The 20,203-nt window shown below is 65.4% G+C and carries 20 protein-coding genes; 8 read left to right on the top strand and 12 right to left on the bottom strand.

The window, feature by feature from the left end:
* The first annotated feature begins 102 nt into the window (after positions 1-102).
* A complete protein-coding gene (locus DSD28_RS07960) occupies positions 103-822 on the top strand; it encodes a polysaccharide deacetylase family protein (RefSeq protein WP_119255842.1) in 720 nt (239 codons plus the stop codon).
* Between the two features lie 105 nt (positions 823-927).
* Entirely contained in the window at positions 928-1,824 is an 897-nt protein-coding gene (locus DSD28_RS07955; protein ID WP_119255841.1) for a fructose bisphosphate aldolase, read from the top strand.
* A gap of 44 nt (positions 1,825-1,868) precedes the next feature.
* On the opposite strand, the gene DSD28_RS07950 is transcribed toward DSD28_RS07955, so the two are convergent.
* On the bottom strand, positions 1,869-2,378 hold the full coding sequence (locus DSD28_RS07950) for a hypothetical protein (protein WP_119255840.1): 510 nt from the start codon (positions 2,376-2,378) through the stop codon (positions 1,869-1,871).
* Positions 2,379-2,587: 209 nt separating this feature from the next.
* Between DSD28_RS07950 and DSD28_RS07945 the strand changes: the two genes are divergently transcribed.
* Positions 2,588-4,603, top strand: a complete 2,016-nt coding sequence (locus DSD28_RS07945; RefSeq protein WP_119255839.1) for a putative bifunctional diguanylate cyclase/phosphodiesterase — start codon at positions 2,588-2,590, stop codon at positions 4,601-4,603.
* A 63-nt stretch (positions 4,604-4,666) separates the two neighbouring features.
* On the opposite strand, the gene DSD28_RS07940 is transcribed toward DSD28_RS07945, so the two are convergent.
* Genes DSD28_RS07940 through DSD28_RS07930 form a run of 3 tightly spaced genes read right to left on the bottom strand, consistent with a single transcriptional unit; the run spans position 4,667 to position 6,481 of the window.
* The gene (locus DSD28_RS07940; RefSeq protein ID WP_119255838.1) at positions 4,667-5,686 is read right to left on the bottom strand and encodes a zinc-dependent alcohol dehydrogenase family protein; all 1,020 of its coding nucleotides are present in this window, start codon (positions 5,684-5,686) and stop codon (positions 4,667-4,669) included.
* Between the two features lie 28 nt (positions 5,687-5,714).
* On the bottom strand, positions 5,715-6,110 hold the full coding sequence (locus tag DSD28_RS07935) for a (R)-mandelonitrile lyase (RefSeq protein WP_119255837.1): 396 nt from the start codon (positions 6,108-6,110) through the stop codon (positions 5,715-5,717).
* A 17-nt stretch (positions 6,111-6,127) separates the two neighbouring features.
* The gene (locus DSD28_RS07930; RefSeq protein ID WP_119255836.1) at positions 6,128-6,481 is read right to left on the bottom strand and encodes a cyclophilin-like fold protein; all 354 of its coding nucleotides are present in this window, start codon (positions 6,479-6,481) and stop codon (positions 6,128-6,130) included.
* A gap of 434 nt (positions 6,482-6,915) precedes the next feature.
* Between DSD28_RS07930 and DSD28_RS07925 the strand changes: the two genes are divergently transcribed.
* Positions 6,916-7,389 carry a VOC family protein gene (locus DSD28_RS07925; RefSeq protein ID WP_119255835.1) on the top strand — a complete coding sequence of 158 codons (474 nt, stop codon included), beginning with the start codon at positions 6,916-6,918 and terminating at the stop codon, positions 7,387-7,389.
* 21 nt (positions 7,390-7,410) lie between these two features.
* On the opposite strand, the gene DSD28_RS07920 is transcribed toward DSD28_RS07925, so the two are convergent.
* A complete protein-coding gene (locus tag DSD28_RS07920; RefSeq protein ID WP_119255834.1) occupies positions 7,411-8,313 on the bottom strand; it encodes a LysR substrate-binding domain-containing protein in 903 nt (300 codons plus the stop codon).
* Between the two features lie 107 nt (positions 8,314-8,420).
* Here DSD28_RS07920 and DSD28_RS07915 point away from each other — a divergent pair, with 107 nt between their 5' ends.
* Positions 8,421-9,830 carry an FAD-binding oxidoreductase gene (locus DSD28_RS07915; protein WP_205536186.1) on the top strand — a complete coding sequence of 470 codons (1,410 nt, stop codon included), beginning with the start codon at positions 8,421-8,423 and terminating at the stop codon, positions 9,828-9,830.
* Between the two features lie 33 nt (positions 9,831-9,863).
* Here DSD28_RS07915 and DSD28_RS07910 read toward each other — a convergent pair whose 3' ends face one another.
* Complete coding sequence (locus tag DSD28_RS07910; protein ID WP_119255832.1) at positions 9,864-11,345, bottom strand: M81 family metallopeptidase; 1,482 nt, start codon at positions 11,343-11,345, stop codon at positions 9,864-9,866.
* 237 nt (positions 11,346-11,582) lie between these two features.
* Here DSD28_RS07910 and DSD28_RS07905 point away from each other — a divergent pair, with 237 nt between their 5' ends.
* Entirely contained in the window at positions 11,583-12,446 is an 864-nt protein-coding gene (locus DSD28_RS07905) for a MurR/RpiR family transcriptional regulator (protein ID WP_119255831.1), read from the top strand.
* A gap of 4 nt (positions 12,447-12,450) precedes the next feature.
* Here DSD28_RS07905 and DSD28_RS07900 read toward each other — a convergent pair whose 3' ends face one another.
* From DSD28_RS07900 to tauA, 3 genes are all read right to left on the bottom strand, one after another.
* Positions 12,451-13,293, bottom strand: coding sequence for an ABC transporter permease subunit (locus tag DSD28_RS07900; RefSeq protein ID WP_119255830.1), 843 nt, complete (start codon positions 13,291-13,293; stop codon positions 12,451-12,453).
* Positions 13,290-14,096, bottom strand: coding sequence for a taurine ABC transporter ATP-binding protein (locus tag DSD28_RS07895; protein ID WP_119255829.1), 807 nt, complete (start codon positions 14,094-14,096; stop codon positions 13,290-13,292). Before DSD28_RS07895 ends, DSD28_RS07900 begins: the two co-directional genes overlap by 4 nt.
* Positions 14,097-14,185: 89 nt before the next feature.
* The gene (tauA, locus tag DSD28_RS07890) at positions 14,186-15,190 is read right to left on the bottom strand and encodes a taurine ABC transporter substrate-binding protein (RefSeq protein ID WP_119255828.1); all 1,005 of its coding nucleotides are present in this window, start codon (positions 15,188-15,190) and stop codon (positions 14,186-14,188) included.
* 295 nt (positions 15,191-15,485) lie between these two features.
* Here tauA and DSD28_RS07885 point away from each other — a divergent pair, with 295 nt between their 5' ends.
* Both DSD28_RS07885 and DSD28_RS07880 read left to right on the top strand, forming a co-directional pair.
* On the top strand, positions 15,486-15,674 hold the full coding sequence (locus tag DSD28_RS07885; protein ID WP_119255827.1) for a KGG domain-containing protein: 189 nt from the start codon (positions 15,486-15,488) through the stop codon (positions 15,672-15,674).
* 385 nt (positions 15,675-16,059) lie between these two features.
* Positions 16,060-16,524, top strand: coding sequence for an RrF2 family transcriptional regulator (locus DSD28_RS07880; RefSeq protein WP_119255826.1), 465 nt, complete (start codon positions 16,060-16,062; stop codon positions 16,522-16,524).
* 9 nt (positions 16,525-16,533) lie between these two features.
* Here DSD28_RS07880 and DSD28_RS07875 read toward each other — a convergent pair whose 3' ends face one another.
* From DSD28_RS07875 to DSD28_RS07865, 3 genes are all read right to left on the bottom strand, one after another.
* Positions 16,534-17,241 (bottom strand): glutathione S-transferase, encoded by a 708-nt coding sequence (locus tag DSD28_RS07875; protein WP_119255825.1) that lies wholly within the window; start codon positions 17,239-17,241, stop codon positions 16,534-16,536.
* A 44-nt stretch (positions 17,242-17,285) separates the two neighbouring features.
* Positions 17,286-18,590, bottom strand: a complete 1,305-nt coding sequence (gene pncB, locus DSD28_RS07870; protein ID WP_119255824.1) for a nicotinate phosphoribosyltransferase — start codon at positions 18,588-18,590, stop codon at positions 17,286-17,288.
* 168 nt (positions 18,591-18,758) lie between these two features.
* Complete coding sequence (locus DSD28_RS07865; protein WP_119255823.1) at positions 18,759-20,192, bottom strand: aldehyde dehydrogenase family protein; 1,434 nt, start codon at positions 20,190-20,192, stop codon at positions 18,759-18,761.
* Positions 20,193-20,203: the final 11 nt, after the last annotated feature.

The following is a 20,203-nucleotide window of genomic DNA, read 5'->3' as shown; positions in this document are numbered from 1 at the left end:
ATAGCGCGCATGGACATAATTTCGCGCCGCCTCGGCCGTAGTGCGGCGCGTGTTTCCCGCCGGAAGATGGCTCCGGCGGAGAAAGTTTCGGGAGAAGACGCGATGCGGCTCTGGTTCATTCTCGCTCTGCTGGCGCTGGCATCCCCCGCCGTCGCCAAGGATCTGCGCGAGCCGCGGCTGACGATCGCGAAGGGCGGTTCGGGCCACCCGCAGGTCGCCCTGACATTCGACGCCTGCAGCGGGGGCGTCGACGAACGCATCCTGAAAACGCTCGTCGACAACCGCATCCCGGCCACGCTCTTCGTGACGCGGCGCTGGCTCGTCCGCAACGGTCCGACCGTCAAGCTGCTGGCCGCCCATCCGGACCTCTTCGAAATCGAGAACCACGGCAGCAACCACGTTCCGGCGGTGGTGGGCGACAAACCGGTCTTCGGCATCAAGCCCGCGGGAACCCTCGCGAATGTCAGGGCGGAGGTCGAGGGCGGCGCCAGCGCCATCACGGCGGACTTCGGCGTGCAGGCCGGCTGGTATCGGGACGCGACCGCGCGCTACAGCTCCGATGCGCTGGACCTGATCAAATCCATGGGCTTTCGCATCGGCGGCTACTCGCTGAGCGGCGATTACGGCGCCACGGTGCCGGCCGCCAAGGCGGAGAGGATCATCGGCAATGCGCGGGACGGCGATGTCATCATCGCGCATATCAACCAGCCGGGCCGGGCCTCGGGGGCGGGTGTCGCCAGGGGCGTCCTGGCGCTCAAGGCAAAGGGCTATGCCTTCCGCCGCCTCGATGAGGTCGAGACGAAAGAGGACGACCGCCGCTGACACGGTGGGACATCCGCCTGTCTCGATGATAGGCTGCGGATCGGCAGGCGGGTCGGGCGCGATGGAACGCGTCCGGGGCCGCTAGCATAGAACAGGGAGGCGAGCATGACCGATGCAAGGATGATGGCGCAGATGACCGGCAAGGAGGGCTTTATCGCGGCCCTCGACCAGAGCGGCGGGTCGACGCCCGGCGCCTTGCGGCTCTACGGCATCGCCGATTCCGACTATGACGGCGAGGAGGCGATGTTCCGCCTCATGCACGAGATGCGCGTGCGCATCATGACGGCGCCCGCCTTTTCGGGGGACAAGGTAATCGGCGCCATCCTCTTCGAGAAGACCATGGACGGGGAGGCCGGAGGCAAGCCGGTTCCCGCCTATCTCTGGCAGGATCGCGGCGTCGTGCCCTTCCTCAAGGTCGACAAGGGCCTTGCCGCCGAGGAGAACGGCGTCCAGGTGTTGAAGCCGATGCCCGAGCTCGACGCGTTGCTCGCCCGCGCGGTGAAGAAGGGCATCTTCGGCACCAAGATGCGCTCGGTGATCGGCCATGCCGACAAGGCCGGCATCGCGGCCGTCGTCCGGCAGCAGTTCGAGATCGGCCGGCAGATCCTTCGCCACGGCCTCGTGCCGATCATCGAGCCGGAGGTTTCGATCAAGAGCCCGAGCAAGGAGGAGGCCGAGGCCATCCTGCGCGACGAGATCGCAAGGGAACTCGATGCCCTGCCTGCGGGCGAACGGGTGATGCTCAAGCTGACCCTGCCGAGTGTCGCCGGCCTCTACGAGCCGCTGGCCGCCCACAAGTCTGTCGCCCGCGTCGTCGCGCTTTCCGGCGGCTACAGCCGCGCGGTCGCCTGCGAGAAGCTCAGCCGCAACCGCAACATGATCGCCAGCTTCTCCCGGGCCCTGACGGAAGACCTGCGCGTGACGATGAGCGATGCGGAATTCAACGCCAGCCTTGCCGGGACGATCGACGAAATCTACGCCGCGAGCGTCGTGAAGGTTTGAGCGCGGCCTGGTCGGGAGCGGGTATCGCTACCTGCTCCCGGCGGTCATTGGCGTTGAAGCGTTATCTGGCTGGTGACGACGGTCTTTCCCGAGGCGGGGTCGCGGTCGGAGGTGGTGAGCTTCAACCCCCGCGCGCCGGTCTGCGCGACGGTGAGGCTGGCGCGGCGGTCGCCGTTTATCGGCTTTGCCCACTGGATGGTGAGGGCGAGGCTGTTGCCCTTTCGCCGGCCGGAAAGCGAGGCGGGGCCGGAGCCCGCGCCGATATAGGAGCCGCGATAGGTTCCGCCCGAGGCCTTGAGGTCGACACCTACCGCGCGCGATACGACGAGCAGGCCACGGCAGCGCCCCTTGAGCGAGAGGGAACTCGGCGACGTGGTGGAGGTGAAGGTGCAGCTTATATTGATCGGCTGCCGGTTGGTGCGGAGCCTCACCTGCCCCTTGCCGACATACTGACCTTTCAGTCCACCGAGGAACTGCGCCTCGCTGGCCTGGGCCGGCGTGAAAAGCAGCGCCGCGGCGCAGCAGATGAGACATCCCGCATTGACGTGACGCATCGCCTTTCTCCGAACCGGTTTCAAGGCAATACAACCATCGAACCTGCACGAAGTTCCCTCCGGCGGAGGGTGCCGTGTCCGCTCGGCATCGAGTGCCACCGCTGCATCCCGATATATCAGGGCATCGGTTGAATTTCAGGAATGAACTTCAGGATTTATTACGATTCTTCCCCTTACCATAGATTGCATATGCAGTCTGAGACCTGTCCATGTTGAGAGTCGTTTCCTGCCTGGCCTATGAGCACGACTACACCTTCGTCGTCGCGGCAGCCGTCATTTGCATCATCGCCTCCGTAATGACCGTGCGATTGTTCGACCGCGCCGGCCGCCTGCCCGCCGGGCGGCAGCTCTGGTGGATCGTTCTTTCCGGCATTGCCGGCGGTGCCGCGATCTGGACGACGCATTTCATCGCCATGCTGGGCTTCCAGATTCCCATAGCGCATACATTCGATCCCCTGATGACGGTCGGATCCCTGCTGATCGCCATCGCCTTCACCGCCGGCGGCTTCTGCCTGACGGTCGAACCGCCCCGCTGGCTGCCCGCCGAGGCCGGCGGCATCGTCGCGGGCATCGGCATCCTTGCCATGCATTTCACCGGGATGGCGGGGCTGGAAGGTTCCGCCCATATTGTGTGGGACGGCGGGCTTGTCGCAGCCTCGGCCCTCTTTGCCCTCGGCTTCGGAACCCTGACGGCCCATCTCCTGGCGCGGAAACGTTCGCGTGCGAGCCGCGTCACGGCAGTGTTCACGCTGGTGCTTGCGATCTGCGCCATGCATTTCACGGGCATGGGTGCGGCGACGATCGTGCCCGATCCGCTTGCCCCTTCCGCGTCGCACACCATTTCCAACGAGCTTCTCGCCGTGCTCGTCCTGTTGACGATGGCGATGGTCGCGGGGCTGATTTTCTATGTCATGGACACGCGTTATCAGCGCGACCTCATCGAAAACTTCCGCCATGCGGCCCGGCACGACCCGTTGACGGGCCTGCCGAACCGCGCCTATCTGTCGGAACATCTGCCTTTCGTCGTGAAACGGATCGGTGAGCAGGGCGGGCAGGCTGCCGTCGTCGTCATCGATCTCGACCGTTTCAAGGAAATCAACGACGTCCATGGCCACCATGCGGGGGATTACCTGTTGCAGGCGCTCGCCCGACGCTTCGCATTGCGGATGGGCAATGGTGAATTCGTCGCGCGCGTCGGCGGAGACGAGTTCATCGCGGTCAAGCATCCCGTCCAGGGCCGGAGCGACATCGACGCGTTCGTCCAGCGCCTCGTCGATTGCGTCCTCCAACCCGTCATACGCGGCGCGGACGCCTTGTCCGTCGGGGTGAGCGTGGGAATCAGCCTCTGCCCGGCCGATGCGGCGAGCGAGGAAGACCTGATCTGCCGGGCGGATCACGCGATGTACCGTGCCAAGCGTGCGGCGGGAAATGCGGTCCGCTATTACGAACCGTCGATGGACGAGGGCCGTCGCGCGCGCAGCGCGCTTGCCATGGAGCTGCGCCACGCCGTCGAGCGGGAAGAACTGGAGCTTCATTACCAGCCCCAGCTGGACCTGCGCACCGGCGCAGTGACAGGCTATGAGGCCTTGCTGCGCTGGCGGCACCGCGAACGGGGCCTGGTATCGCCATCCGAATTCATCCCGATCGCCGAGGAGACGGGGCTGATCGTGCCGATCGGCGAGTGGGTCCTGCGGACAGCCTGTGCGGACGCGGCTGGCTGGAACGTCACCCACCGGGTGGCCGTCAATATAGCGGCCGCCCAGCTCGCGCAGACGGATATCGCCGGGGACATTCACGAAATCCTGCTGTCCTGCGGGCTTTCCGCCGCTCGTCTCGAACTGGAGATCACCGAAGCGAGCCTTATCGAGGACCAGGCGCGCACGCTCCACGTCATTCGACGGCTGAAGGCGCTCGGCGTCACTATCGCCATGGACGACTTCGGAACCGGTTATTCGTCGCTGTCGACATTGCAGGTTTTCCCCTTCGACAAGGTCAAGATGGACCGCTCCTTCATCGAGAACGTGACGACCAACGCCGTCTCCGCGGCCATCGTCAAGGCGACGATCCTGCTTGCCGACAGTCTCGGCATGTCGGTGGTGGCGGAAGGCGTCGAACGGCAGGAACAGGCGGATTTCCTGCGGGCGGAAGGATGCCGCGAGGCGCAGGGTTTCCTTTACGGCCGGCCCCGCCCGATGTCGGAGCACCACCTCCTGCTCTGCGGATGACGGCGTCTTGCGAAGGACGTCGCGGATGGGAGCCCTTGCAGCAGCAGGGCTCCCGGTCGCGGTTCACGAGAGGCGCAGCAGGGTCTTGATCGCGCGCCGCTCGTCCATGGCGCGGTAGCCTTCGGCGACATCCTGCAGAGGTAGTTCCAGGTCGAAGACCTTGCCGGGGTTGATCTTGCGGGTCATGACCAGCTCGATCAGGTCCGGCAGGAAACGGCGCACGGGGGCCGGGCCGCCGAGCAGGTTCTTCTGGGCGAAGAACAGTTGCTGGCCGTCGATCTCCACGCCATGCGGCACACCGACGAAGCCGACCGAGCCGCCGGGGCGGGCGGAGGCGATTGCCTGCGACATCGATTCCTGCGTGCCGACGCATTCCAGCACCGATTCCGCGCCGACACCGTCCGTCAGGTCCCTGATGCGGGCGACGCCCTCGTCGCCGCGCTCGGAGACGATGTGCGTCGCGCCGAATTCGAGGGCGAGGTCCTGCCGGCTCTTGTGGCGGCTCATCGCGATGATCTTTTCGGCGCCCATTTGCCTCGCGGCCAGAACGCCCATCAGGCCGACCGCGCCGTCGCCGACGACGACGGCCGTGCCGCCCGGCCGCACGCGCGCGGCATCCGCCGCGTACCAGCCTGTGCCGAGCACGTCGGAGACCGCAAGCAGGCTCGGGATCAGGTCTTCGTCCGGCATATAGGGCGTCGCGACGAGGGTTCCGTCGGCAAGCGGCACGCGCAGCAGCGGCGCCTGCGCCCGCGTCATGAATTCACGGTTCTCGCAGGAGGACGGGAAGCCGAAGCGGCAATGCGGGCAGGTATTGTCCGAGCAGCAGAAAGAGCCGACGACGAACTGGCCGGGCTTGACGGTCTTCACCGCGCTGCCGACCTCGACCACCACGCCGCAATATTCATGGCCCATATGCATGGGGCCGTTCAGCGGCTGGAGGCCGCGATAGGGCCATAGGTCCGAGCCGCAGATGCAGGTGGCGGCAAGTTTCAGGATGGCGTCGGTGGGCTGGAGGATTTCCGGCTCCGCCACCTCTTCGCAGCGGATGTCGCCGGGGCTGTAAAGCACTGTTCCAAGCATGGGGTATTCCTTTCGCGTCGCGCCTGTCTCAGGCGCCGTATTCGGTGTCCGTGACATGTTCCAGCCAGTCGACGACCTTGCCGTCCTTGACCTCCTGGAGCGCGATATGGGTCATGGCGACATCCGGCGCTGCGCCGTGCCAGTGCCGTTCGCCGGGGGCGAACCAGACCACGTCGCCGGGCCGGATCTCCTCCATCGGGCCGCCTTCGCGCTGCACCCGGCCGAGGCCGGAAACGACGAGAAGGGTCTGACCGAGCGGATGGGTGTGCCACGCCGTCCTCGCTCCCGGCTCGAACGTCACCTGCGCGCCCTGCACCCGTTCGGCGTCGAAGGGATTGAAGAGCGGGTCGATGCGCACCGTGCCGGTGAACCATGCCTCCGGCCCCCTGGCGGATGAGCGCGATCCTGCGCGTGAGATATCCATGGTCATTCTCCTGTCTGTTATCGGATGATGTCGATCTGAAGCGGGAATTTTCCCCGCGCCAGCAAGGGTTCGAAGCTGCCGTCGATACGGCCGAGCCGGATCAGGCCGCGCGACCATTGGTATTCGCCGTAGAAGAGGGCGAGGTTACCCCAGGGGGCATAGTAGCAGACGTCGCCGGGGCGCTCGCCGGAAAAGCGGCCGCCGCCCGCTTCGGTGAGCTTGCGCGGCAGGTAGGCGATCTTCTCGTTATGGGCATAATCGTCGATCTGGAGATCATGGAGCGGGAGCATGGATGCGAAGTCGCGGACGGAGGAATTGTCCTCCAGCGCGGCGATCATCGTCCGGCCGGCAAAGGCGATGCGAATCTTCATGACGCGGTTTTTCCTGCATGGATGCGGATCGGGCGGCTTGTGATGCATCTTAGGTAGCAGCAGGCGATTGGGTTGATTAGCCGTTTTATTTCGTTTGAACTTATCGATGGAGACCATAAATGCGGTGGCGAGGCTCGAAATCGGGGCCGGATGTGCGGGGACTTTCAACGAATTTCTGCGGTTCCGCATGGTGGCGGAGACGGATCCCGGGGCTGTTCAACCGCAAGGCCAGCCCTAATTTAACGCCCATAATCCGGCTGATGGATGGCGAATGAGCCGGTGGTCGCTTTGAGCGGGACGATCCGGGTCGGGATTTTTTCTTGTCGGAACGTGGCGACCTTGTTCGTCCTCTGACCGAGTGGATCCGGCAATGGGGGAAGGCTTCAACCCGTGCCGGTGGCCGCTGGCAACGAACCGAGCGAAAGGAACCGACAATGTCAAAGAACGCTGTTTGCATCTGGTACGACAAGGACGCGGAAGACGCCGCACGCTTCTATGCGCAGGTCTTTCCCGACAGTGCGGTCACCGGTGTCTACCGTGCGCCGGGTGACTACCCCTCCGGCAAGGAGGGCGATGTGCTGATGGTCGAATTCACGGTTGCCGGCATCCCCTGCCTCGGGCTCAATGGCGGGCCGATCTTCAAGCATTCGGAGGCATTTTCCTTCCAGATTTCCACTGAAGACCAGGAAGAGACGGACCGCTACTGGAATGCCATCGTCGGCAATGGCGGGCAGGAAAGCGAATGCGGCTGGTGCAAGGACAGGTGGGGTATCTCCTGGCAGATCACACCGCGTGTCCTGATGGAGGCGATGGCGGCGGGGGGCGGCGAGGCGAAGCGCGCCTTCAGTGCCATGATGACGATGAAGAAGATCGACGTCGCCGCGATTGCAGCCGCCCGGCGCGGCTGAAGGCCGCCCCGCGGCAGCGCTTCAGACGACGCTGCGCAGCCACTCGGCAAACAGCGCGATCACGCGTTTGCGGGGATGGTCAGGCCGGTGCAGGAGATAGTAACCGAGACCCGGCAGCGAGAGTTCGTGCGCCTTCACCAGCTCGCCCACCTCGAGCTCCGGCGCGAGGACGACATCGCTGCAGATCGCCACGCCTTGACCGGCCAGCACCGCGGCGATGGCGTGTGCTTCCTCGCGGAAGCTGAGCCGGCAGGTCTCCGCGTCATGCGGCAGCCCCGGTTCCAGCGCGCGCGCCTTGCTCCACCAGTGGCGCCAGGTCGGAGTCTCGGGATCGATTTTCATCCAGTCATAGTGGATGCGCGGCAGGCGATAGATGTCGCGCGGCGTCGCGAGCGGTTTTCCAGCGGCAAGCAGATGGGGCCGGCAGACCGGAAAATAGGTGTCGCGAAACAGCTCCTGCCCGGCGCAACCATCCGGCATGCTCCGCGAATAGCGGATCGCGACGTCCGCCTCGCCGCTTTCGAGGCTCAGGGTTCGGTCCGTACCGATGATTTCGAGCGCGATCTCGGGCTGGGCCTCCTGCCACAGGGGAAGACGCGGTACGAGCCACCGGCTTGCGAAGGCATTCGGCGTGGTGACGCGCAGGACCTGGTGCGGCATCTCGCAGAGCGCCGCAAACGCCGCGGTGAAGGAGTCGAAGCCGCCGCGTAGCACGGGAAACAGCATGTTCCCTGCTTCGGTCAGGCGAAGGGGACGCGGCCGTCGGAAAAAAAGCGGCTGGGCGCAGATATCCTCCAGCAGACGGATCTGATGGCTGATGGCGGTGGGCGTGACGCCGAGTTCGACCGCCGCCAGCTGGAAGCTCAGGTGCCGGGCGGCGCTTTCGAAGGCTCGCAATGCGTTGAGGGGCGGCAGTTTCCTCATGGCGCGATCATAGATGAATTTATTTCATCCATCACCTGATTTCTTTGATTTTGCTAATGTTCGCCTCCCGTGAGAGCGTCCATCGAGCCAAGGATGGGAGAGCCAAGATGAGAGCCGACGCCCTGGAGCCTGCCGCAACTGTGGAAATGAGCCTGCCAGAGGAAACCCGGCTGCGTCGGGCACTTCGCGGTGAGCTGGTTCTCCGGGCAGATCCTGTCTACGAACGCGCACGGCAAGTCTGGAACGGTCTTGTCGACAAGCGGCCGGCTGCCATTGCCTATTGCGCCTGCGCGCAGGACGTGGTCGCGGCGCTTGCCGCGGCACGGGAGGGTGGCCTGTCGATTTCCGTGCGCAGCGGCGGACACAATGTTGCGGGAAAGTCGGTCTGCGAGGGTGGGCTCGTCATCGACCTCTCGCGGATGAAGAACAGGCTGGTGGAGGATAGCCGCCTCTTTGCTTCGGCCGAAGCGGGACTGACGCTCGCCGAATTCGATAGGGCCACGCAAGCCTGCGGCCTCGCGACGACCATGGGTGTCAACGGCGATACCGGCATTGCGGGCCTCACATTGGGCGGTGGCTTCGGCAAGCTCGGCCGGCGCTTCGGGCTCGCCTGCGACAATCTCCTTTCGGCACAGATCGTGACAGCCGACGGCAGGGTGCTCCATGCGAGCGCCGACGAGAACCCCGATCTCTTCTGGGGGCTGCGGGGCGGTGGCGGCAATTTCGGGATCGTCACCCGCTTCGACTATCGCCTTCATGCCATCGGCACCACGGTTCTTGCCGGCAGTGTCGTCTTCCCGGAGGCAAGGGCGCGGGAAGCCTTGAAATTCTATGACGAATTCGCCCGGAATGCGCCGGACGAACTCAGCCTCGATGCCGCGCTGTTCACGTCGGCGGGCGAACGGCTGTTCTCGATCTCCGTCTTCCATTCCGGCGTCCCGACACAGGCGGCGAGAGACATCGCGCCGCTTTTCGCCTATGCGCAGGGAAAATCCGTCAGCGCGCATGTCGAGCCGACGCCCTATCTCGCCGTGCAGTCGGCAGGCGACGCGGTGTTTCCGCGTGGCCGCCGCTATTCGTGGAAGGCCCAGTTCATGCGCGAGCTTACCGCGGACATGATCGACGCGCTCCTCGATGCCTACAGGAAGGCGCCGGGCGACAATGCCCTCCTTGTCCTGCAGCAGGTTGGAGGCGCAATCTCCCGCGTTCCCGTTGCCGCGACCGCCTATGCCGGCCGGGATGCCGAGTTCGACTGCTTCCCCATCGCGATATGGGACGACCCGGCTGCGGATGGCGAAAACCTCGCCTGGGTGCGCGACGTATGGACCGCCGTTCGTCCATTCTCGACGGGTGCGGTTTACGTCAACAACCTCGGAGACGAAGGACCGGAGCGCGTCAAGGCTGCTTATGGGCCCAACTACCGGAGGCTCGTCGAACTGAAGGACAAGTACGACCCTTCGAACCTGTTCTCGCTGAACCAGAACATCGCGCCCACCATGGCCGACCGACCGGAATGACCTTCGGCGTCGAACGACCGGATGACCCGGAGGCTAGCTCTCCAGGCCCAGCGGATCGGCGACGCGCGGCCAGATATCGAGCCGGGCCTTTCGGTAGGGCGTGGTCGCCGGGTCCGTCGGATAGGAGGTCGGGGCTGCGATATAGACGATCTCGGAGGAGACCGGCTGGAAGCCGGCATGGAAGTGGTTGGTCGACTTCACCAGCAGGAAGGCCTTTCCGGTAAAATCGACGCCCTGGTTGGAGAAGATGTCGGGCTCGTAGGTCTGGGTGCGGCTGGTGATCAGCACGATGTCGATGGTCGTGCCGACCGGGCGCACCACCGCCGTGCTGCCGAGCGTCACGCGGCTGTTGCGGAAGCTCTGCCAGCCGGCGTCGAAGACGCCCTCCACCGTGACGCGAAGGTCGAGCGGCTCGCCGCCCTCCGGCCCCGACTTGCCGCCGAAGCGCAGCGCCAGTTCCGCGCCTTGCCCGGCCGCATGGCAGAAGGAAACGGCGATCGGGTCCCAGATCGTCGCCACCGCGACATTCTCGAAGCCGCGCTCGATCATCCGGCGCAGGATGAAGGTCGCGTCACCCGCCACCCCGCCGCCGGGATTGTCCCAGACATCGGCGATGACGACGGGGCGGTCTGGCTGGGCGGTGCGAACCGCGAGCGCCCGATCGAGGCCGGCCTCCGTGTCCAGCATCGGCATGGCCGTCTCCCTGCGCAGGCGGTAGAGCTCATGGCCGAGCCTTTCCGCCAGCGCATCGCCCTTCGCCCTGTCGCCATCCGTGACGACGACGATGCGCGTGCCCATTTCCGGCACGTCCCCCGCCATGAAGCCGTGGATGACGGAAATCGACAGCACGCCGTCCTTGCCCTCCATGGCCTTCAGGTGATCGACGAAGGAGCGCATCGGTTCGCGGCTCGTCGGATAGATGGTGATCATGCGGCAGTCGAAGGTGGAGATGACGGGCCTGATCTCGCCCTTCAGGGTGCGCAGTGCGAGTTCCACGACATGCTCGCCGCGCTCCTCGAAATCCGTATGCGGAAATTCGAGGAAGGCGGCCATGATGTCGAGATTGGCGACACGCCTGGCGGTGAGGTGGCTGTGCGGGTCGAATTCCACGGCGATCAGCACGTCCGGCCCGACAAGCGCGCGGATGCGCGACAGGAAGTCTCCTTCCGGATCGTCATAACCCTGCGCCACCATCGCGCCGTGCAGGCCGAGCACGACGGCATCGACCGGCAGCGCGGCTTCGAGCTCGCCGACGATCCGGTCGCGCAGCGTCTCGTAGGTCTGGCGCTGGATGAGACCGGCGGGCTCGGCCCAGCAGGACGTGCCCTCGATGACGGTAAAGCCCTCCGCCCGGCCGCGCCGACGCAGGATCGGCACGACGGAAGAGCAGAGCGTCGGCGTATCCGGATGCTCGCCCGGGCCGGCATAGAAGGCGGCCTTGAAGGCATTCATGTCCGTCGGCACGGGGGAGAAGGTGTTGGTCTCGGTGGCAAGCGAGGCCGTGAAGATGCGCATGGTGACAGGTTCCGATGATATGGTCCCGGCTTCCGCCGGTTTCTTCTTGTTATTTATTTTCACTCATGCGACGGTTTGCAAGGGGTTTCTATGGGAATGGATGGCGAAAATGCCGAGATAGGAAATTTAATTTCACGCATGGCGTCGTATTGATGCGGTTTCCGCCTGTGCTATGACCGTTTGACACGTGAAATTCATTTTCAGGAAGGCGAGGGCGGCCTTGCCGGCGGAGATCGGATGGACCTCTTTCATGCATTGACGGACGAGGAGGGCGGCCTTTCGGGGTTGGACCGGACGCTTGCGGATTTCGTGCTGGAGAATGTCGATTTCGTCATGCATGCTTCCATCGGCGAGCTTGCCGGCCTGGCCGGCGTCTCGCCGCCGACCGTGACGCGCTTCTGCCGGCGGCTCGGATGCAGGGGCTTTCCGGATTTCAAGGTGCAGCTCGCGCGGCTGGCCTCCGTCGGCCTGCGTTATGTCCGGCCGGAAGTCCTGACCGAAACGCCGCAGGAGGTCGCCGACGACGTGCTGGCGAATGCGCAGGCCGCGCTCTACCAGTTGCACCGCCAGATCGACCTTGCCGCGCTCGAAAAGGCGGCCGGCCTGTTGCGCGGGGCGGATTTTATCCTCGCCTTCGGGGCGAGCGGCAATTCGTCGATGGTGGTCAACGAGCTGCACAACCGGCTGTTCCGGCTTGGCTGCCGCATCTGCGCCTCGAACGACCACAACATGAATGCGATGCTTTCCGCCGCCGCCCGGCCGGGCACGGTGGTCTTCGCCTCGTCCTTCACGGGGCGCGACACGGCCCTCGTCCACTGCCTCGACCTGGCGAGGCAGCGCGGTATTCCCACCGTCGTCGTCACCCAGAGCCATTCGCCGGTCGCCGAAGCGGCGGACGTGGTGATCGCGGTCGACCTGCCGGAGGGGACCAACGTCTTCCGGCCGACCTCGACGCGCTATGCCTATCTCGCCGTCGTCGACATGCTGGCGAACCTCGTCGCCTATGCCGACAGGCCGAAGGCGCTGAAGACCCTGCGCGCCATCAAGGAAGAACTCGTCAGCCACCGCGACGGCGACGACCGCCAGCCGCTCGGCGACTAGAAACTCAACGGTGCGAGGCCCAGGGCACGAGCCGCCGCTCGATCTGGCGCGCGATGGCTTCCAGCAGGATCGCCACCAGCGCGATGACGACAATGCCGGCGATCACGACATCGGTGACGAGGAACTGTGCCGCCGACTGGATCATGAAGCCGATGCCGCTCGTCGCCGCGACGAGTTCGGCCGCCACCAGTGTCGTCCAGCCCGCGCCGAGCGCGATGCGTATGCCGGTGAGGATCGAGGGGACCGCGCTCGGCAGCACCACGCCGGACAAAACCTGCCGCCGGCTCGCGCCGAGGGAACGGGCGGCGTTGACGTGATCCCTCGAGACCCCGCGCACGCCGGCCGACGTCGACAGGATGATCGAGGGCAGCATGGAAAGCGCGATGACGGTGATCTTCGAGGCCTCGCCGATGCCAACCCAGATGATGATGAGCGGCAGATAGGCCAGCGGCGGCAGCGGGCGCAGAAACTCCACCACCGGGTCGAGGATGCCGCGGCCGATCCGGCTCGTGCCGATGGCAAGGCCGGCCGGGATGCCGATCGCGATGGAGGCGGCGAGCGCGCCGAAGATGCGGGTGAGGCTGGCGCCGAGATGCTCGGCGAGGGTCGCATCGACGAAGCCGGTGACGACGAGATTGTAGATCGCGACCACCACCTGCCGGGGCGAGGGCAGGAAGACCGGCGAGACCAGCGCATAGGCGGCGGCCAGCGCCCAGAGCCCGACGAGCACGGCGACGGTGATCGCGGAGATGGCCGCGACGGGCAGCGGTCGCCGCTCGGCGCGCTCGCAGGGCGGGTCCTTCGCCGGAACCTCGGGCAGGGGCGTGACGTCGGTGGAGAGGGTCATGCGGCAAGCTCCTCGTCTGCGCCGGAATGGATGAGGCCGGTGAGGCCGGCATGCATGCGTTTGAAGAGGGGCGATGCCTTTACGGCGGATACCGAGGCGCCGTTCAGCACCTCCGCATTGAAGCCCGCCTCGATCTCGGCCGTCAGGCGTCCCGGATTGGGCGAGAGCACGACGATGCGCGTGCCGAGCAGCAGGGCCTCCTCGATGCTGTGCGTGATCAGGATGGCGCCCGCGCCGCTTTCGGCCTTTATGCGCAGGAGGAATTCCTGCATGCGCGTTCGGGTCAGCGCGTCCAGCGCGCCGAGCGGTTCGTCGAGCAGGAGAAAGCGCGGCTCCGCCGCCAGCGCCCGCGCAATGCCGACGCGCTGGCGCATGCCGCCGGAAAGCTCCCAGACGCGCCGGTCGCCGGCCTCCGTAAGCCCGACGCGGGCAAGAAGCGCATCGGCCCGCGCCCGGCGCTCGGCAAGCGGAATGCCCCTCAGCTTGAGCGGGAAGGCGATGTTGTCGCGCGCGTCGAGCCAGGGATAGAGCGCATCGTCCTGGAAGACGACCGCGCGGTCGGCGCCGGGGCCGCGCACCGGCTCGCCGTCGAGCGCGATAGTGCCGGCGCTCGGCGCGATGAAGCCGGCCGCAAGGTTGAGCAGGCTTGTCTTGCCCGAGCCGGAGCGCCCGATGATGGCGACCAGCTCGTCCGAAGCGACCTGCAGGTTGATGCCGTCGAGGACGAGCTTTTCGCCCGCGCTGCCCCGGCCCGGCCTTGCCGGGTAGCGCAGCGCGACGTTGCGGAATGTCAGGATGCTCATGGGCCCTCCAAGATTAATGCCGTGGTGGCAGTCGATGGCCCGGCAGCGCCTTCGCGCCACCGGGCCCGTCCGCCGCAAAGGTTCAGGCGTCAGTAGGCGAGCTTCGCCGCGTCCGTCACCCAGCGGGTGGAGACGTAGGGCGAATAGTCGGAAAGGGCCGCGGGGATCTTGCCCTGTTCCAGCAGGAAGGCCGAGGTGTCGGCGACCGCCTTCACCGTGCCCCCGCCGAGCAGCTTTTCGCCGGCCTGTTCCTCGAGCGTCGGGAAGATGTAGCCCTTCAGCAGCGCCGGCACCTCGTCCTGCTTGGCGCCGGTGAGGCGGGCGATCTTCTCGGCTTCCGGCGAGGTGGCGTTCCAGGCATCGGGATCGGCGCGATAGGCGGCCGTCGCATCGCCCGTCACCTTGACGAAGGCGGTCACGACGTCCGGGTGTTCCTCGGCGAATTTCTTGCTAACGATCCAGGCGTCGAAGGTCGGTCCGCCCCAATCCGCGACGTCGGCGGAGGTCGCGAGGACCTTGCCGCCCTTCTTCAGCTGGGCGAGCACCGGATCCCAGACATAGGCACCGTCGATGTCGCCGCGTTCCCAGGCCGCCGCGATTTCCGGTGGGCGCAGGTTGAGGATCTCGACCGATTTCGGATCGACGTTCCAGTGCTTCAGCGCGGTCAGCAGGCTGTAATGGGCGGTCGAGACGAAGGGCGTCGCGATCTTCTTGCCGGCAAGGTCCTCCGGCTTGTCGATGGATTTCACCGCGAGCGCTTCCGCCTCGCTGATGAGGCCGACGACGAAGATCGTCTCGATGGGAAGCTCGCGGCTGGCGGTGGCGGCAAGCGGCGAGGAGCCGACATAGCCGATATCGAGCGAGCCGGAGGCGATAGCGGCGATCACATCCGCGCCGCCGTCGAATTTCTGCCAGTTGATCTTCGCGCCGGTCGCCTTCTCATAGGTGCCGTCGGCCTGCGGAACGCGGGACGGCTCGACGATCGGCTGGTAGCCGATGTTGAGTGTCACGTCCGCGGCATGCGCCGCGCCGAGGGAAGCCGCCATGGCAAGGGCGGCGGTCGCGGCGAGCAGGGCTCTGCGGGTAATGGTCATGGTCCTCTCCTCAAGTTGCCGTCGCCCGAAATCTCCGCGGGCCGGTTTCTCAAACCTATATAATCAATAAATTTAGTAGAGAAATTTTCACCTCAATTTACCGGCCGTGCGGCAATTGCTTTTGCGTTTCGGACGGAATGATCGAAATGACGACTCCCCGGGCTGCTCTCTGCGTGCCGGTGAGATCGGCCGGATCTGCATCACGATATGTTTCAGCGGGGAACGACCGCCCGCCGTTTCGGTTGACTCCGCGCAAGCGAATGAACGCCTGCATTTGAAACCCAGGAGAAGCATTATGCCGAGCCAAGGCGGAACCCATGAACAGCATGTGAAGGCTGGCCAGCAGAGCCACAAGAACGAGGACCGCAAGGTCGAGGCCTCCGGCAAGCACGACCAGAACGACGGTCAGCGCGGCGGCAAGGGCAACTTCGCGGAAGACCGTGAACGGGCCTCGGAAGCCGGCCGCAAGGGCGGCAAGCACTAACCTTCAACTCCAGAGGGTCCGCCGCCGCAAGGTGGCGGGCCTTTTGGCGCCTATGTGCCAAACCCGGTGCGAATCGATGCGAAAAGCGGCGCTACGCCGCAGATGAAAGCCATTTGCCGCCGGAGGGCATCGAAAATGATGCCTATTGGGCACGTTCAAGGCCAAAATGGCCGGAAAACGGCGGTCTGGGGGCTGAAATTCCTTGGTATTTGCCGCTCTGATAAATTATACCGTTTTTATATGTTTTTCGCACTTCGGTGCCTAGAATGAGCCGGAATCACCCGTCATGGGTGAGCCGATCGATCTTCCCGAAGACGACGGATGAAATCGCCGGGCGCCAGCGTGCGTCCACGCTGCCGCACATGCCGATGGAAAGCAGGCCGAAATGCTGACGAAAAAGGGAAAATACGGGTTGAAGGCGCTGGTCGACCTGGCGCGCCTCGCCCCGGGCGAAACGGCTTTCGTCAGCGAGATCGCGCTACGCAACAACATTCCGAAGAAGTTTCTCGACACCATCCTTCTCGAACTGCGCAATGCCGGCATGCTGCGCTCGAAGAAGGGGCCGGGCGGCGGCTATTCCCTGTCCCATCCCGCCTCGGAAATCCGCATCGGCCACGCCATCCGCGTCCTCGACGGGCCGCTGGCGCCGATCCGTTGCGCAAGCCGCACGGCCTATGAGGCCTGCGAGGACTGCGCCGATCCGGAAGGCTGTCAGGTCCGGCGCGCCATGACCGAGGTGCGCGACGCCATCGCTTCCATCCTCGATACGATGACGCTCGAACAGTTCGTCGCCGTGCCGGGTGCCGCCGCGATGATCGAGGAAGAAGAACTGGAAAAGCGGGTCGGCTGACCCGCCGCCTTACGGATCCAGTTCGGGATAGTGGCGGAAGAGGTCGCTCTCGTTGGGCGCAAGGCGCCTGTCGCTGGCGAGATAGGCCGCGATCCTCGGCAGTTTCTCCACCCTTTTGCAGACCGCGTCGATCTTGCCGTATTTCGGCCCGAGCCGCTTCATGAGGTTCGGAAAGGCATAGGTCAGGCCACTCATCGCCTGGAAAAGCGAAAGATCCGCATAGGTGAGATGGCTACCGACCAGATGCGCCGGCCCTTCGGGGTTGCGCGCGAGGATCGTCTCGAACCAGTCGAGGAATTTGGGAACGCGCTCCTTGCGGAATTCCTCCGCCCGCCGAAGCGATTCCGGCTTCTGCTCCTCGTAATATCGTCCCGCGCCGATGGGGTGGTGCACGTCATGCCCTTCCAGCACGAAATCGGCGATGGTCAACTGGATCTGATGCGTCCATAGCCGGAGGCGCTCGTCCTTCGGCGCGAGGTCCAGCCTGTCGCCGAGATAGAGAAGGATCGCCGCCACCTGTCCGACGACCAGCGAACCGTCTTTCAGGAAGGGCGGGGCGAAGGACGGCGTCGCAAGCTTCCTGCCGACCTCCGCGATCACATGGTCGCCTTCCTCCCGGGCGACGTCGCGGTAGGGCGCCCCGGCCGCTTCCAGCGCCAGGCGGATATATTCGCCGCGGCCCTGGATGCCGGTCCAGTAATAGAGTTCGTAGGTCATGGCGCAGGAATGCGGCAGCGGGCTTTCGGTTCCACCTTGTCGCCTCAGACCTCGACCGGTCGTGCCGTCTGCTCGGTCACGCCGAAGACGTGGCGGTAGCGGGCGATTTCCGCCGGATCGCCGGTCGCCTTGACCGGATTGTCGGAGAGCTTGACCGCGGGGCGGCCGTTAGCGCTCGTCACCTTGCAGACCAGCGAGATCGGATCGAGCCCGTGGCCGCCATCGGGATCGCAACCGCGGAAGTCGTTGGTGAGGTTGGTGCCCCAGCCGAAGCTCATGCGCACGCGGCCGTGGAAGTGCCGGTAGGTTTCCTCGATGGTGTCGACATCCATGCCGTCGGAGAAGATCAGCAGCTTTTCGCGCGGATCGCGTCCCCTGGCGCGCCACCAGTCGATGATCTGCTCGCCGCCCTCGATCGGCGGCGCACTATCGGGGCGGAAGCCCGTCCAGTCCGCCACCCAGTCCGGTGCATTGGCGAGGAAGGCGGTGGTGCCGAAGGCGTCGGGCAGGGCGATGAGGAGGTTGCCGTTATAATGCTGTTGCCACTCCTCCAGCACCCGGTATGGCGCGTGAGCGAGCGCGTCGTCGCCTTCGGCGAGCGCGGCGGCGACCATCGGCAGCTCATGCGCATTGGTGCCGATGGCCTCGAGATCGGCATCCATGGCGAGGAGCACGTTCGACGTGCCGATGAAGCGGTCGCCGAGCCCTTCCTTGAGGGCGTCCACGCACCAGCGCTGCCACAGGAAGCCGTGCCGGCGGCGGGTGCCGAAGTCGGAGATGACGAGGTCCGGCAACTGGCGCAGCCGCTCCACTTTCTCCCATAGCCGCGCCTTGGCGCGGGCATAGAGCACGTCGAGTGCGAAGCGACCGCGATCGCGCATCGCCGCGCGCGACTTCAATTCGTTGATGATGGCAAGGGCGGGGATTTCCCACATGGTCGTGTGCGTCCACGGCCCGTCGAAATGCAGCTCGTACTGGCCGTCGACCTTGCGCAGCTCGTATTCCGGCAACTGGAAGGTCGAGAGCCAGGCGATGAAATCCGGCCCGAACATGCGCGCCTTGCCGTAGAAGCTGTTGCCGGCGAGCCAGATCAGCTCCTTCTTGGTGAAGCGAACGCCGCGGGCATGGTCGAGCTGGGCGCGAAGCTCGCCTTCGTCGATGATGTCGGCGAGCCGCACGCTCGTCGTGCGGTTGATCAGCGAGAAGGTGGCATTCACGTCCGGATGGAGCTGCCGGATCATCTGGAGCATCAGCAGCTTGTAAAAGTCCGTATCGAGCAGGCTGCGGACGATCGGGTCGAGGCGGAAATTGTGATCGTAGGTGCGGGTCGCGATATCGTTGACGGCCATGCCGGCTCCTGGCGATGGGACTGGGCTTGCCGGCTGGGAGGGACCGGCGGGTTCGCGCCAACCTCGTTGATCGACGCCCCGATTGCAAGCCGCAGGCCGCTTCATCCGCCGGATGTGCAAAGGAAAACGGCCCGGAGATGTCTCCGGGCCGTTCGTATCGAGTGCCGATCAGGCCGCGTCCGGCCGGTGTACCGTCTTCACTTCAAGGAAGTCCTCGAGGCCGAACATGCCGCCTTCGCGGCCGTTGCCGGACTGCTTGAAGCCGCCGAACGGGCTGCCGTAGCGGTGCGGGCCGCCATTGATGTGCACCATGCCGGCGCGAAGGCGGGCGGCGACGCGCTCGGCGCGGTCCGGATTGCCCGTCTGCACATAGGCGGCAAGGCCATAGGCGGTGTCGTTGGCTATCGCGATGGCTTCCTCTTCCGTGTCGAAGGGAATGATCGCGAGAACCGGGCCGAACACCTCTTCACGCGCGATGCGCATGTTGTTGTTCACATCGGCGAAGATCGTCGGCTTGACGAAATAGCCGGTTTCGAAGCCATCGGGCTTGCCGGGGCCGCCGACGAGAAGCCGCGCGCCTTCGGCAACGCCCGCCTCGATCAGCGCCTGCACGCGACCGAACTGGATGTGCGAGACGAGCGGGCCGATATGGCCGCCTTCCTCTTCCGGGTTGCCGACGGTGGCTTCCTTGCCGGTGCGCTCGGCGATCTCGACAACCTTATCGTAGACCGAGCGCTCGACAAGCATGCGGGTCGGTGCGTCGCAGGACTGGCCGGAATTGTTGAAGCATTCCAGCACGCTGCCGGCGACGCGGTCTTCCAGGTCCGCGTCGGCGAAGACGATGTTCGGCGACTTGCCGCCGAGTTCCAGCGTCACGCGCTTGACCGTGTCGGCCGCGTCCTTGCTGACGGCGATGCCGGCGCGGGTGGAGCCGGTGAACGACATCATATCGACGTCCTTGTGCTTGGAAAGCGCCGCGCCGCATTCGATGCCGTCGCCGTTGACGAGGTTGAACGTGCCCGCCGGGAAGCCCGCCTCATGCACCATCTCGGCATAGAGCATGGCGTTGAGCGGCGTGAATTCGGAGGGCTTCAGCACGCAGGTCGAACCCGTCGCCAGCGCCGGAACCACCTTCAGCGCGATCTGGTTGATCGGCCAGTTCCAGGGCGTGATGAGACCGCATACGCCAATGGGCTCGCGGCGCACGACGTCGCCGTTCGGCAGCACTTCGCGGCTCTTGAGGCGCTTCAGCGCATCGATGAAGCCCTGGAGGTGGCCGACGCCGACATCCGCCTGCTGCTCTGTGCTCATGCTGATCGGCGCGCCGAGTTCGAGCGTGATGGTACGGGCCATCTCGTCATAGCGGCGCTTGTAGATTTCCAGCAGCTTTTCGAGCAAGGCGAGGCGCTCGTCCACGCTGGTCTGGCTGTAGGTCGCAAAAGCCTTCCTGGCGGCGGCGACGGCGCGGTCGATATCGGCGGCGGTGCCCATGGTGATGACCGCGACCGGCTTTTCCGTCGCCGGGTTGATGACCTGGAGGTCATTGGGCTTCAGCGGATCGACCCACTGGCCGTCGATGTAGAATTTGCGCTTGTCGAGCATGCTTTTCTCCC

The organism is Shinella zoogloeoides, assembly GCF_003574625.1.
In the GTDB taxonomy this organism is placed as follows: domain Bacteria; phylum Pseudomonadota; class Alphaproteobacteria; order Rhizobiales; family Rhizobiaceae; genus Shinella; species Shinella zoogloeoides_A.
The sequence above is the reverse complement of the archived record's forward strand: the minus strand, read 5'-3'. Positions and strand labels throughout refer to the sequence as shown.